This is a genomic window from Azotobacter tropicalis (assembly GCF_059739045.1).
Map to the genome: position 1 here is coordinate 2,725,085 of NZ_AP046059.1, position 13,939 is coordinate 2,739,023.

Consider the following 13,939-nt stretch of genomic DNA (forward strand, 5'->3'; position numbering starts at 1 on the left):
AGATCGATGAGCACCCACGTAGCAACAGCAGCATCCGAGCACAGCGCCGTCGAAGCCGGCATCCTCGAACGCATCATCGCGGAAACCCGTCTGACCCCGGACGACGAGGCCTACGCCATCGCCAAGCGCGGCGTCTCCGCCTTCATCGAGGAACTGCTCAAGCCGCACAACGAGCACGAGCCGGTGAAGAAGGCCCTGGTCGACCGGATGATCGCCGAGATCGACGCCAAGCTCAGCCGGCAGATGGACGAGATCCTCCACCACCGGCAGTTCCAGGCCCTGGAATCGGCCTGGCGCGGCCTCAGGTTGCTGGTGGAGCGCACCGACTTCCGCGAGAACATCAGGCTGGAAATCCTCAACGCCTCCAAGGAGGACCTCTTGGAGGACTTCGAGGACAGCCCGGAAGTGGTCCAGTCCGGCCTCTACAAGCACGTCTATACCGCCGAGTACGGTCAGTTCGGCGGTCAGCCGGTGGGTGCGCTGATCGCCAACTACTTCTTCGAGCCGAGCGCGCCGGACGTGAAGACCCTGCAGTATGTCGCCAGCGTCGCCGGCATGGCCCACGCGCCCTTCATCGCCGCCGCCGGGCCCGGCTTCTTCGGCCTGGAAAGCTTCACCGGCCTGCCCGACCTCAAGGACCTTAAGGATCACTTCGACGGTCCGCAGTTCGCCAAATGGCAGAGCTTTCGCGAGCAGGAAGACGCCCGCTACGTCGGCCTGACCCTGCCGCGCTTTTTGCTGCGCACCCCCTACGACCCGCAAGAGAACCCGGTGAAAACCTTCGTCTACCAGGAGACCGTGGCCAACGATCACGAGCACTACCTGTGGGGCAACACCGCCTACGCCTTCGCCAGCCGCCTGACCGACAGCTTCGCGCGCTTTCGCTGGTGCCCGAACATCGTCGGTCCGCAAAGCGGCGGCGCGGTGGACGATTTGCCGCTGCACCGCTTCGAGAGCATGGGCGAGATCGAGACCAAGATTCCCACCGAAGTCCTGGTATCGGACCGCCGCGAATACGAGCTGGCGGACGAAGGCTTCATCGCCCTGACCATGCGCAAGGGCAGCGACAACGCCGCGTTCTTCTCCGCCAACTCGGTGCAGCGACCCAAGCTCTTCGGCAACAGCGAGGAAGGCCGCGCCGCCGAACTCAACTACAGGCTCGGCACCCAGCTGCCCTACCTGTTCATCGTCAACCGCCTGGCCCACTACCTGAAGGTGCTGCAGCGCGAGCAGATCGGCGCCTGGAAGGAGCGCAGCGACCTCGAGCTGGAGCTGAACAAGTGGATCCGCCAGTACGTCGCCGACCAGGACAACCCCAGCGCCGAGGTGCGCGGCCGCCGCCCGCTGCGCGCCGCCCAGATCGGCGTCAGCGAGGTGGACGGCGAGCCGGGCTGGTACCGGGTCAGCCTCAGCGTGCGCCCGCACTTCAAGTACATGGGGGCCGACTTCACCCTGTCGCTGGTCGGCAAGCTGGACAAGGAGTAGGTACGGTGAGCTACGGCAGCCTGTTCGAGCGTCTGTCCGGCGAGGCGGAGCGGCGCGCCGGCTGGGACCTCGAGGTCGCGGTCACGGCCTCGGTGGCCGCCCATCTGGCGAAGATGCTCGGCACCCGTGCAGGCAGCGTGCAGACGCGTCCCGACTACGGGCTGCCGGATCTCAACGACCGGCGCCTGTCGCTGCACGACGCACTGCAGCAGGCGCGCAACGCCATCGAACGCTTCATCGAGGCCGGCGAGCCGCGTCTGAGCCGGGTGCGGGTCACCCCCCTGCCCGGCGAACGCGACCCGCAGACCCTGGCCTTCGCCATCGAAGGCCTGCTGGAGCTGAACGGCAGCCGGCGCCAGGTCGGCTTCACCGCGCACCTGGACGGCAGCGGCCAGGTCAAGGTCCGTTAAGGAGGACGAGGATGTCCGGCAAACCCGCCGCCCGCCTGGGCGATCCCACCGACTGCCCCCTGCCCGGCCACGGCAGCAACCCGATCATGGCCGGATCGCCCGACGTGCTGTTCGACGGCCTGCCGGCGGCGCGCCAAGGCGATGCCTCGGCCTGCGGCGGCGCCATGAGCGGCAATCTGATCGCCAACGTGCTGATCAACGGCAGGCCGGCGGCCGTGCTGGGCTCGGTGGGTGATCATGGGAACGTGGTGGTGGGTGGGTCGGGGACGGTGGTGATCGGAACAAGCCATGCGCCGGCATCTTTCGCCCCGCCGGCACCGATGCCGGCCTCTGGCATGAACGAGGCATTCAACGAGCATTTCATCGTGCGGGACTCCAGTACGGGCGCCCCGGTAGCCGGGCGCGCCTACCGGCTGCAGACGGATTCCGGACAAGTCGTCACGGGGATCACTGACGAAAGCGGCAAGACCCAGCTCATCAGCGCCAACCAGGCCGAAGGCGTGGTGCTGACGCTCGAGCCGCAAACCGCGCTTGTCATCGCCTGAGGAGCCAGCATGCGAATCGAGCCCGTTCATTCCCGACTGACTCCTGCCAGCCAAACCGCCGGCAAGGAGACAGCCATGGAGAACTTCAAGCTCAGCGACATTCCTGCCGCCATGGATCATATGCAGTGGACGCAGAGTGCGCGCCTGATGCGCAAGTGGTTTGCAGCCCCAGCTCATGAAATGCCAAAAGCAGTCAAATTAGGGGACATACGAGCGAATACCTTGCCCCCTGCACAGTTGCTGACAGACCTGCCCTTCGACTGGTTGCTGAGTGCTTCGAATCGCGTGAAGCCCCTTGTAGAAGAGCATGTGGCCCAACTGACGTCTGTCACGGAGTTCAGCCCCCTGGTCGGACGCCTGAAAACCCCGCTCGATCAGCTCTCCAAGGGCCTGATGATGCTAATGACGCGCCTGAGGCGACTTGGCTTGCTGGACCCGCAAAAACGCACCCTGAAGAGCTACTACCTCGACCTGGGCGATTACAACGCAATGCAGTTGGAGGACGCGATCCAGTTCAATCTCTTCAAGGTTGGCTCGACCACTTGGGAGAAGGCGACGGATACGCTGGATGATGTTTACGGTGCCCTCGGCAGCTTCATCATCAAGATTGCCGCTACCAAGCTCAGGACCATAGCCAGCGATTACGGATACGCGGCCATCAAGATCGAGGAGATTGGCCTGTACGTACGCGATACCTACGACTTCCTCAACGTTGGCAAAGACCAATTGCTGGGCTACTGGAGCAAGAGAGGCGTGATCCGGCCAAGTCCCATCGATTACTTCGCCGAGCCCAGCTATATCGACATGAATGACGTTCGTCACTTCAAGGTTACCAACGGCAGCTTCAACAGCTACCGCAAAAAGTACAACAAGGGTGGCGACTTCCTCGTCTTCTCCACCATCAAACGCTATCCCGTCTCCATCATCGTGCATTTGAGCATCACCGATTTCGACGAATACAGAGCCCGTGCAGGGCTGGCCTGAGGACAACATGCCACGAAGGACTCTCTACAAGGCGTTTGCCATCCTCATGGCAATCTTGGCGCTGGTTCCTACTACCGCCTGGCTGTACGTGAAGCTCACTCTGAGCAGGACCACGATGCCCTATCACTCGGTATGGAGCGATACGGGCGCCTGCCGCATCGATGCCTATATCCCCAACTACGCCAGCCTTGGCGTGCCAGGCCGGTTGATCCAGTTGTTCAGCAGTGAGGCCTTCTTCCGGGTGTACCGCCAGGATGGCGCCCTATTGAAAAGCTCGGAATGGCTTCTCTGGCAGCGTGAATTCGCAGAAGACGAAGCGGCGAAATGGATTTACGGCCATGCCATCTACCCGACAGGCGATGGCTACCGGGGCTGGACCCTGCCGGCGTGCGGCTGAGCCCGATTCCGGCACATCAATCAAGGACCGATGCATGTCGTTCAACCACTACTACCAGAGCGAACTCAGCGCCCTGCGCCAGCTCGGCAAGCGTTTCGCCGAGCGCAACCCCGCGCTGGCGCCGTTTCTCGGGCAGGGCGCGCGCGATCCGGATGTGGAGCGCCTGCTGGAGGGATTCGCCTTTCTCACCGGACGGCTGCGGCAGAAGCTCGACGACGAGCTGCCGGAGCTGACCCATTCGCTGATGCACCTGCTCTGGCCAAACTGCATGCGCCCGCTGCCGGCCTTCGCCATGCTGCAGTTCGAGCCCTTGCAGCGCCCGGGTCCGGCGCTGGTAGTCCCGCGCGGCACACCGGTGGAGGCGAAGCCGGTGCAGGGGGTGAGCTGCCGCTTCCGCACCGCCACCCCCTGCGAGGTGCTGCCGCTGGCGCCGAGCGGACTGGATTATGCCGTGCAGGGCGACGGCGCGCTGCTCGTCCTGCGCCTGGGCATGACCGCCGATGGCCACCTCGGCGAACTGGATCTCGAACGCCTGCGCCTGCACCTGGCCGGCGAGCCTTACATCGGCCAGTCGCTCTACCTCGACCTGCTGCGCCATCTGGACGGCATCCGCCTGAGCCTGCTCGACGGTGCCGGGCAGCCCCTCGCCGACGCCCAAGGGCAGCCGCTCGGCGTGCTGCAGCTCGGCGCCGACTGCCTGCGGCCGGTCGGTTTCGCCGAGGACGAGGCGCTGATCCCCTATCCGCTGAACAGCTTCCGCGGTTACCGCCACCTGCAGGAGTTCTTCGCCTTCCAGGACAAGTTCCTGTTCGTCGGGCTGCACGGCCTGGAGGCCATCGGCCGTCTGCCGGCGGAGCTGCTCCGGCAGGCCCGCGGCCTGGAGCTACGCTTCGCGATCCGCCAGGGCGGTGCCCGGCGTAGCGACGCCCGGCGCATCCATCCGACGCTGGACAACCTGCGCCTGTACTGCACCCCGGTGGTCAACCTGTTCGCCCACGACGCCATCCCGATCCGCCTGGACGGCCGCCAGGACCAGTACCTGCTGCGCCCGGCCGAGTTCGAGCCACAGCACGGCGAGGTATTCTCGGTGGACCGGGTCACCGGCTGGCAGCCGGGCGGCATGGGCTACGTCGACTACGTGCCCTTCGAATCCTTCGAGCACGATCCAAGCTTCGACGTGCCGCAGGCCCGCCCGCACTACAGCGTGCGCCAGCAGCCGTCGCTGCTCGGCGATGGCCTGGAAACCTGGCTGAGCTTCGGCGCGCGCTCCTTCGAGCGTCAGGAGACGCTGTCCGTCGAGCTGACCTGCAGCAACCGCAACCTGCCGCTGCAACTGGCCGCCGGCGACATCTGCCGGCCCGCCGAGGGCACGCCACAGGCCCTGCGCTTTCGCAACCTCGGCACGCCGACGCCGAGCTATGCGCCGCCGCTGGATCGCGACCTCCTCTGGAAGCTGATCAGCAACCTGTCGCTCAACTACCTGTCGCTGGCCAACGTCGAGGCGCTCAAGGCGATCCTCGAAACCTACGACCTGCCGCGCCACCACGACCAGCAGGCGGCGAGGGTCGGCCGGCGTCGCCTCGACGGCCTCAGGCGCATCGCCCACCGCCACGTCGACCGCCTGCATCGCGGCCTGCCGGTGCGCGGGGTGCGCACCGAACTGGTCATGGACCCCGACTGCTACCTGGGCGAGGGCGAGCTGTTCCTGTTCGCCTCGGTGCTCGACGAATTCTTCGCCCTGTATGCCAGCCTCAATTCCTACCACGAGCTGCTGGTGCAAAGTACCCAAGGAGAGGTGTACCGATGGACGCCACGCATGGGCCGGCAGCCCCTGCTCTGAGCCTGAACCGCCTCGGCCAGGGCATTCGCGAGTACCGCCTGTTCCAGGGCGTGCTGCTGGTGCTGGAGCGCCTGCGGGCCGCGCATCCTGGGCTGGACGAAGAGGCCCTGTACCGGCGCCTGGAGTTCCGCGCCAACCCGAGCCTGGGCTTTCCCGGCAGCGATCTTGAGCGCGTCGAGTTCTTCGAGGAGCGGGGCGAGCTGCGCGCACGGCTGTACCTCAACCTGGTCGGCCTGTCTGGCGCCGGCTCGCCGCTGCCGGCCTTCTACGGCGAGCAGGCCCTCGGCGACGGCAGGGCCGGCAATCCGACCCGCGACTTTCTCGACCTGTTCAACGACCGCCTGCAGCGCCTGCTGCTACCGATCTGGCGCAAGTACCGCTACCGCGCACGCTTCTCCAGCGGCGCCGCCGACCCCTTCTCCGCCCAGCTGTTCGCCCTGCTCGGCCTGGGCGGCGAGACCATCCGCCAGGCCGAGGACCTCAACTGGAAGCGCCTCCTGCCCTACCTCGGCCTGCTCAGCCTGCGCGCCCATTCGGCGGCGCTGATCGAGGCGGTGCTGCGCTACTACTTCAAGCACACCGAACTCGGCATCGAGCAGTGCCTGGAGCGCCGCGTGGAGATCCTCGCCGAGCAGCAGAACCGCCTCGGCCTGGCCAACAGCCGTCTCGGCGACAGCCTGGTGCTCGGCGAGCGGGTACGCGATCGCAGCGGCAAATTCCGCATCCACATCCGCGCGCTCTCCTGGACGCGCTTCCACGACTTCCTGCCGATCGGCGACGGCCATGCGCCGCTGCGCGCCCTGGTGCGCTTCACCCTGCGCGATCCGCTGGACTACGACATCCGCCTGCAGCTGCGCCGCGACGAACTCCGCGCGCTGCGCATCGGCGCCGGCAACCCCTGCCGCCTGGGCTGGACCAGTTGGCTCGGTCACGAGCGGGCCGACGGCCTGGTGACCCTGGGCGGCGCGACTCATCAAGGATAGAGAGAATGCTCAACGTCGACTTGCAACAGCTGGTACGGACCCTCGACGCCGACAGCCGCCGCGACCTGGAAGGTGCCGCCGAACGCTGCGTGGCCCGCGGCGGCAGCCAGGTACTGGTGGAGGACCTGCTGCTCGGCCTGCTCGAGCGCCCGGACGGCCTGCTCGGTCGCGCCCTCGCGGACGCCGGGATCGAGCCCGGCGAGCTGGCCCTGGCACTGCAGCCGCGCAGCGAGGCCGGCGCCTCGCGCAATCCGGTGTTCGCCGCCGCCCTGCTGCAGTGGTTGCAGGCTGCCCTGCTGCAGGCCAGCCTGGAGCTCGGCCAGAGCCGGATCGACGATGCCGCGCTGCTTCTCGCCCTGCTGCGCAACCCGTTGCAGCATGCCGGCACCCGCTACCAGGCGCTGCTCGCCCGGATCGACGCGGATCGCCTGCGCGACTTCGCCCTCGCCCGCCAGGCGCCGGGTGGCGCAGCGGTCACGGAGTCGATGCTGGCGCGTTTCACCCACGACTACACCGCCCAGGCCCGCGAAGGCCGGCTCGACCCGGTGCTGTGCCGCGACGGGGCGATCCGCCAGCTGATCGACATCCTCGCCCGGCGGCGCAAGAACAACCCCATCGTGGTCGGCGAGGCCGGGGTCGGCAAGACCGCACTGGTCGAGGGCCTGGCCCTGCGCATCGCCGCCGGCGAGGTGCCGCCGGCGCTCCAGGGCGTCGAGCTGCGTGGCCTGGACCTGGGCCTGCTGCAGGCCGGCGCCGGGCTCAAGGGCGAGTTCGAGCGGCGCCTGCAGGGGCTGATCGACGAAGTGCAGGCCGCGCCACAGCCGGTCATCCTGTTCATCGACGAGGCCCATACCCTGATCGGCGCCGGCGGCCAGGCCGGCACCGCGGATGCTGCCAACCTGCTGAAGCCGGCGTTGGCCCGCGGCGCGCTGCGCACCATCGCCGCCACCACCTGGGGCGAATACCGCCGCTACTTCGAGAAGGACCCGGCGCTGGCGCGGCGCTTCCAGCCGGTCTATCTGCACGAGCCGACGCTGGACGAGGCGGTGACCATTCTGCGCGGCCTGGCACCGGTCTACGCACAGAGCCACGGCCTCTACCTGCGCGACGACGCGGTGGTCGCCGCCGCCGAGCTGTCGGCGCGCTACCTGCCCGGCCGCCAGTTGCCGGACAAGGCGCTGGACGTGCTGGACACCGCCTGCGCGCGGGTGCGCATCGGCCTGGCCGCGGCACCCGGAGCCATCGAGCGGCGGCGCGGCGAGCTCGCCGAGGGCGAACGCCGCCGGCAGGCCCTGTGCCACGACCGGGACGCCGGGCTGACGATCGACGCCGAAGCCCTGGTCGCGCTGGAGGAGCACCTGGCCAGGCTGCGCAACGAACTGCAGGCGCTGGAGAATGACTGGGGCGTCCAGCGCGCGCTGGCCGAACGGCTGCTCGAACGGCGCCGGCAATATACCGGGGCGGACGACGCGGAGCGGGCCGTGCGCCAGGACGAGCTGCACCAGGTCCAGGCCGAGCTGGCCGCCGCCCAGGCCGGGCAGCGGCTGGTCAGCTTCGAGGTCTGCCCGCGGCTGGTCGCCGAGGTGATCGCCCAGTGGACCGGCGTGCCGCTGGAGCAACTGGCCGGCGAGCACAGCCAGCGCATCGCCCGCTTCGCCGACGACCTGCGTCGGCGCCTGCGCGGACAGGATCAGGCAGTGCAGGTCCTCGACCGCGCGCTGCGCGCCGGCGCCGCCGGGCTGAAGCGCGCCGACGCGCCGCTCGGCGTGTTCCTCTTGGTCGGCCCGAGCGGCGTCGGCAAGACCGAGACCGCCCTGGCCCTGGCCGACCTGCTCTACGGCGGCGAGCGTTTCCTCGCCACGCTCAACATGGGCGAGTTCCAGGAAAAGCACAGCGTCGCCCGGCTGATCGGCGCACCGCCCGGCTACGTCGGCTACGGCGAGGGCGGCCTGCTCACCGAGGCGGTGCGCCAGCGGCCCTACTCGGTAATCCTCCTCGACGAGGTGGAGAAGGCTGACCCCGAAGTGCTCAACCTCTTCTACCAGATCTTCGACAAGGGCCTGGTCACCGACAGCGAAGGGCGGCAGATCGACTTTCGCAACTGCCTGATCCTGCTCACCTCCAACCTCGCTGGCGAGCGCATCGTCGAACTCTGCGCCGAAGGCCGGCCCGCCGTCGAGACGCTCGAGCAGGCCATCCGCCCGCTGCTCGCCCGGCACTTCAAGCCGGCGCTGCTGGCGCGCATGCAGGTGGTGCCCTACTACCCGCTGGACGCCGAACGGCTGCGCGAGCTGGTCGAGGTCCAGCTGGCGCGCCTCGGCGAACGCTTGCAGCGCCGCGGCCTCGCCTTCAGCCACAGTCCGGCGCTGGTCGGCTACCTGGCAGAGCGCTGCGCCCGGGATGACGGCGGCGCCCGCACGATCGAGCGACTGATCGAGCGCCACTTGCAGCCCTTGGTGGTCGACCGCCTGCTGGCGGCGATGGCCGGCGGCGAACTGCTCGAGCGCGTGCATGCCACCCTTGACGGCCAGGGAGGGCTGGTCTGTGAATTCGCCTGAACTGTCGCCGTTGTTCGCCTGCATCCCGCAGCCCTTGCGCTACGCCGAAGCCCTGCTCGGGCACTACGCCCGCCTGGCCCGCGCCGGCGGTACCGCCGCCCTGCAGGACGGTCTGGTGCGGGCGGCGGCCCAGCTGTCCGCCTGCGAGCTGGGCCAGCTGTACCTGCTCGATGCCGGCCACAGCCGTCTGGAGCTCGTCGCCCAGTGGCTGGATGGCCTCCTGCAGGCACTGGAGAGGCCCGCTCTGTCCAGCGACTACGCCGGCGGACAGCTGCTGCAATACTGCCTGTGCCAGAACCGTAGGCTCTGCCTGGACGAGCTGGACGCCGGCCTCTACCCGAGCGACTTCCTGCCCGAAGGCCTCCAGCCCTGGCGCAGCCTCATGTGTCTGCCGCTGACCGGCGGCCAGGGAACGGCCGCCGGCCTGCTGCTGGTTGCCAGCCGGCGGCCCCGCGAGCTGCAGGGCTTCGCCGACTCCCTGGCGCAACTCGGAGCCTTCGCCCTCGCCCAGCGCCGGCTGCTCGGCCAGTTGCACGCCCCTCGGAGCGAGCCGGCTACGCAGCGCCCGGACGCGCTGCCGTCCAGCGCCGACTACGGACTGATCGGCGACAGCCGGGCGATGCGCGATGTCTACCGGCTGATCGGCAAGGTGCTGCACAACCCGGTCGGCGTGCTGCTCACCGGCGAGACCGGCACCGGCAAGGAGCTGGTGGCCCGCGCCATCCACGACTGCGGCCTGCGCCGCAGCAAGGCCTTCGTCGCGCAGAACTGCGCCGCGCTGCCGGAGAGCCTGCTGGAGAGCGAGCTGTTCGGCTACCGCAAGGGCGCCTTCAGCGGCGCCGACCGCGACCGGCCGGGGCTGTTCGACGCCGCCGACGGCGGCACCCTGTTCCTCGACGAGGTCGGCGACCTGCCGCCGCTCCTGCAGGCCAAGCTGCTGCGCGTGCTGCAGGAGGGCGAGGTACGCCCGCTGGGCGCCACCGCGGCCCACCGGGTCGACGTGCGCATCGTCGCGGCCACCCACCGCGACCTGCGCGCCCTGGTCGAGCAGGGACGCTTTCGCGAGGACCTGTTCTACCGCCTGGCGCATTTCCCCATCGCGCTGCCGCCGCTGCGCGCGCGCGACCAGGACATCCTGCGCCTGGCCCGCCACTTCGCCGCCAAGGCCTGCGCCTTCCTCGGCCGCGACGCCTGCCGCTGGTCCGATGCCGCGCTGGAGCAGTTGGCCGCCTACGCCTTCCCCGGCAACGTGCGCGAGCTCAAGGGCCTGGTGGAGCGCGCCGTACTGCTCTGCGAGGGCGGCGAGCTGCTGCCCGAGCACTTCGACCTGCAGCGTGGCCCCGAGGACCAGGACAGCACCCTGAACCTGCGCCAGCGCCTGGAGCGCGTCGAGCGCAACCTGCTGCTCGACAGCCTGCGCAAGAACGGCGGCAACCAGAGCCAGGCCGCCCGCGAGCTGGGCCTGCCGCGGCGCACCCTGTTGTACCGCATGGAGCGGCTGAGCATCCGCGCAGCGGACATATGAGCCCATGCCCGTCTGCCTGTTCCACGTGAAACAACCATCACGTGTCACCGCTGGAGAATTGCCCATGAAACACCGCTACAGGTCCGTCGCCCTGCTGGTCCTGGCCCTCGGCCTCGCCGGCTGCGGCGGCAACTACCGCTTCGACGACCACCAGTACCGTCCGCTGGGCGATCCGCAGGCGCTCGAGCGCGGTCGGCGCTAGAAGCAAAGAAGGAAGACAGACCATGGAACTGGTTCTCGAAGTGGTCGGCGCAGCGGAACGGGCGCCGGATATCCCAAGCAGCAAGACCTTCGGCCGGGCCGGCGGCACCATCGGCCGGGCCGCGGACTGCGACTGGATGATCCCCGACCGCCGGCGCATCCTCTCCGCCCACCACGCTGCGGTGAGCTGGCGCGACGGCGCCTTCTACCTGACCGACACCAGCAGCAACGGCATCCGCCTCAAGGCCGGCGGCGCCAGCCTGGACAAGGGCTGCCCGCAGCGCATCGAGCACGGCTGCATCTACTGCCTGGGCGATGTCGAGATCCGCGCACGGCTGCTGCAGGACACGACCTTCGAGGCCGAGGTCGGCCGTCCGCAGCCGGCCGGCAGCCTGATCCCCGACGATGCCTTTCTCGAGCTCGATCCGCTCACCGCGCTAGCGGAGCCGGTGCCGTTCTCCGGCGCGGAGGACGACTTCGCCCTGCTCGTTCCGCTGCCCGCATCGCCCGGCCAGCCCCATGACGCAGCGCGCATCGAGCGGGAAAGCCTGCTGCTGCCGGAGCTGGTGGCGGCGGAAAGCCAAGCGTTGCCGGAGTCGCCTGCGACACGACACTCGGCCGACTTCTGGACGCGCTACGGCGCGGCCCTCGGTATCGACCTCGGCGAGTTCGACGAAGACGCCCGCCAGGCACTGGCACTGGAAGCTGCGCGCCTGCTGCGGCACAGCGTCGGCCAGCTGCAGCAGGCCCTGCGCACCCGCAGCGAGCTGAAGAACGAGCTGCGCCTGGCGCAGACCACCCTCCAGAATGCCGGGCACAACCCGCTCAAGCACGGCGCCGACAGCGCCGAGGCGCTGAACCTGCTGCTGCGCGACCGGCGGCCCGGCCAGCTGCCCGCGGCACAGGCGGTCAGCCGCGCCTTCCGCGACCTGCAGGCGCATCAGGTGGCGCTGCTCGCTGCCAGCCGCGCGGCGCTCGGCGGCCTGCTCGACCAGTTCGCCCCGGAGCGGCTGATCCCGCGCTTCGAGCGCGAGCGCAAGCCGTTCATCGCCACCGCCGGCGGCCGCTGGCGCGCCTACTGCCGTCTGCACCGGAGCCTGGCGCGCGACGACGAATGGCGCGAGCGGCTGCTCGCCCGCGATTTCGCCCGGACCTACGAAGAACAGGTGCGCCTGATCGCCACCCTCGACACCGACCTGCAAGGATGACCCCCATGCTTCGCCCCCTCCTTCCCGCCCTGCTGCTAGCGCTCGGCGGCTGCTCGGCGCTGTCGCCCCATTCCGGGCTGACCAAGCTGGACCTGGATCTCGCCGCCGGCGACGGGCTCAATCCCGACCTGCACGGCCGGCCCTCGCCCATCGTGCTGCGCCTGGTGGAGCTGCGCCATCCGGTGGCCTTCGAGAACGCCGATTTCTTCAGCCTCTACCAGCGGCCGAAGGAGACCCTGGCGCCGGACCTGGCGGCCCTGGAGGAGCTGGAGCTGCGCCCCGGCGAACGTCGCGAGCTGAAGCTCTCGGTGCAGCCGGGCAGCCGCTATCTCGGCGTGCTCGCCGCCTACCGCGACCTGCCGGACAGCGCATGGCGCTACGTCGTCCCTCTCGCGGAACGGGAGCGCAACCGCATCGCGCTGGCGCTCGGCACGCACGGCATCGAACGGCAGCCGGCGGAGGACTGACCCATGCCCCAGCACAAGGTGATCTGGCAGGAGGGCATGCTCCTGCGTCCCCAGCACTTCCAGCAGAGCGACCGCTACCACGACGAGCAGCTCAGGACCCGCACCCGCCTGCTGAGCGGCCATGCCTGGGGCTTCTCCGCCCTGGAGATCGACCGCCAGTTCCTCGCCCTCGGCAAGCTGGTGGTGAGCGCCGCCAGCGGCATCCTGCCCGACGGCAGCCTGTTCGAGATCGACGCCGCCGGCGAGCCGCTGGCCGTCGACGTGCCGCCGAACAGCGCCGGGACCCCGGTGTACCTGGCGCTGCCGCTGGTCACCGGCAACCGCATCGAGATCCGCCGCGCCGAGCAGCAGGACGTGCAGGCGCGTTACGTCGCCCACGACCAGGAGGTCGCCGACTGCAATGCCGGCGACGACGCCAGCAGCGCGGTCGCCACCGCCCGCCCGGACCTGCGCCTGCTGCTCGGCGAGGCCCGCGGCGAGCAGGCCTGGGTGCGCCTCAAGCTCGGCGAGATCCAGGACAGCGGCCCGGACGGGGCCATCGTTCTCGATCCGCGGTTCGTGCCCACGGTCCTCGACGTACAGGCCTCGCCCTGGCTGCAGGCCTGTCTCAAGGAGGTGATCGGCATGCTCGCCCAGCGCGGCGACGTCCTCGCCGAGCGCATCCGCGCCACCGGCAGCGTCGGCGGCGCCGAGGTCGGCGACTTCCTGATGCTGCAGCTGATCAACCGCCACGAACCCGTGCTGCGCCACCTTCTCGGCCTCGAGCGGGTACATCCGGAGCTGCTCTACCGCGAGTTGCTCGGCCTGCTCGGCGAGCTGGCGACCTTCTCCAGCGAAAGCAAGCGCCCGCGTCTGGACGGCCGCTACCTGCATGCCGACCAGGGCGCCTGCTTCCGCCAACTGCTGGAGGCGCTGCGCCAGGTGCTGTCGATGGTGCTCGAACAGCACGCCATCGAGCTGCCGCTGCAGCAGCGCCAGTACGGCGTGCGCGTCTCGCCGCTGCACGACCACCGGCTGCTCGGCACGGCCACCTTCGTGCTCGCCGCCAGCGCCCAATGCGATCCGGAAGAGTTGCGCACGCGCCTGCCGGCGCACCTCAAGGCCGGCGCCGTGGAGCGCATCCGCCAGCTGGTCAACCTGCACCTGCCGGGCATCCGCGTCCGGCCGCTGCCGGTGGCGCCGCGGCAGATCCCCTTCCATGCCGGCAAGACCTACTTCGCCCTGGAGCCCGCGGCCGAGGAGCTGGCGCAGCTGGAGCACTCCGGCGGCTTCGCCTTCCACGTCTCCGGCGAACTGCCCGGGCTGGAACTGAAATTCTGGGCGATCAGGAGCTGAC

At 69.4% G+C, this 13,939-nt stretch carries 13 protein-coding genes; all 13 read left to right on the plus strand.

The window, feature by feature from the left end; genetic code table 11:
• Positions 1–6: 6 nt before the first annotated feature.
• Entirely contained in the window at positions 7–1,485 is a 1,479-nt protein-coding gene (tssC, locus tag Atro_RS13025) for a type VI secretion system contractile sheath large subunit (RefSeq protein ID WP_497922866.1), read from the plus strand.
• Between the two features lie 5 nt (positions 1,486–1,490).
• The gene (gene tssE, locus Atro_RS13030) at positions 1,491–1,895 is read left to right on the plus strand and encodes a type VI secretion system baseplate subunit TssE (RefSeq protein WP_497922868.1); all 405 of its coding nucleotides are present in this window, start codon (positions 1,491–1,493) and stop codon (positions 1,893–1,895) included.
• Positions 1,896–1,906: 11 nt separating this feature from the next.
• Positions 1,907–2,440 carry a PAAR domain-containing protein gene (locus tag Atro_RS13035; RefSeq protein WP_497922869.1) on the plus strand — a complete coding sequence of 178 codons (534 nt, stop codon included), beginning with the start codon at positions 1,907–1,909 and terminating at the stop codon, positions 2,438–2,440.
• 75 nt (positions 2,441–2,515) lie between these two features.
• Positions 2,516–3,424 carry a DUF6402 family protein gene (locus Atro_RS13040; RefSeq protein WP_497922871.1) on the plus strand — a complete coding sequence of 303 codons (909 nt, stop codon included), beginning with the start codon at positions 2,516–2,518 and terminating at the stop codon, positions 3,422–3,424.
• Entirely contained in the window at positions 3,408–3,821 is a 414-nt protein-coding gene (locus Atro_RS13045) for a hypothetical protein (protein WP_497922873.1), read from the plus strand. Before Atro_RS13040 ends, Atro_RS13045 begins: the two co-directional genes overlap by 17 nt.
• A 34-nt stretch (positions 3,822–3,855) precedes the next feature.
• Positions 3,856–5,661: a type VI secretion system baseplate subunit TssF gene (gene tssF, locus Atro_RS13050; protein ID WP_497922875.1), complete on the plus strand. Its 1,806-nt coding sequence runs from the start codon at positions 3,856–3,858 to the stop codon at positions 5,659–5,661.
• Positions 5,625–6,644, plus strand: coding sequence for a type VI secretion system baseplate subunit TssG (tssG, locus tag Atro_RS13055; RefSeq protein ID WP_497922877.1), 1,020 nt, complete (start codon positions 5,625–5,627; stop codon positions 6,642–6,644). The genes tssF and tssG overlap by 37 nt, the downstream gene beginning before the upstream one ends.
• A 5-nt stretch (positions 6,645–6,649) precedes the next feature.
• Positions 6,650–9,202: a type VI secretion system ATPase TssH gene (gene tssH, locus Atro_RS13060; RefSeq protein ID WP_497922879.1), complete on the plus strand. Its 2,553-nt coding sequence runs from the start codon at positions 6,650–6,652 to the stop codon at positions 9,200–9,202.
• Between the two features lie 10 nt (positions 9,203–9,212).
• Positions 9,213–10,727: a sigma-54 interaction domain-containing protein gene (locus tag Atro_RS13065; protein WP_497927678.1), complete on the plus strand. Its 1,515-nt coding sequence runs from the start codon at positions 9,213–9,215 to the stop codon at positions 10,725–10,727.
• A gap of 64 nt (positions 10,728–10,791) precedes the next feature.
• Positions 10,792–10,929, plus strand: coding sequence for a type VI secretion protein (locus Atro_RS13070; protein ID WP_497922880.1), 138 nt, complete (start codon positions 10,792–10,794; stop codon positions 10,927–10,929).
• 22 nt (positions 10,930–10,951) lie between these two features.
• Positions 10,952–12,136 carry a type VI secretion system-associated FHA domain protein TagH gene (tagH, locus tag Atro_RS13075; RefSeq protein ID WP_497922881.1) on the plus strand — a complete coding sequence of 395 codons (1,185 nt, stop codon included), beginning with the start codon at positions 10,952–10,954 and terminating at the stop codon, positions 12,134–12,136.
• On the plus strand, positions 12,133–12,603 hold the full coding sequence (gene tssJ / locus Atro_RS13080) for a type VI secretion system lipoprotein TssJ (protein WP_497922883.1): 471 nt from the start codon (positions 12,133–12,135) through the stop codon (positions 12,601–12,603). Before tagH ends, tssJ begins: the two co-directional genes overlap by 4 nt.
• A gap of 3 nt (positions 12,604–12,606) precedes the next feature.
• Complete coding sequence (tssK, locus tag Atro_RS13085) at positions 12,607–13,938, plus strand: type VI secretion system baseplate subunit TssK (protein WP_497922885.1); 1,332 nt, start codon at positions 12,607–12,609, stop codon at positions 13,936–13,938.
• The last annotated feature ends 1 nt before the right edge of the window (position 13,939 follow it).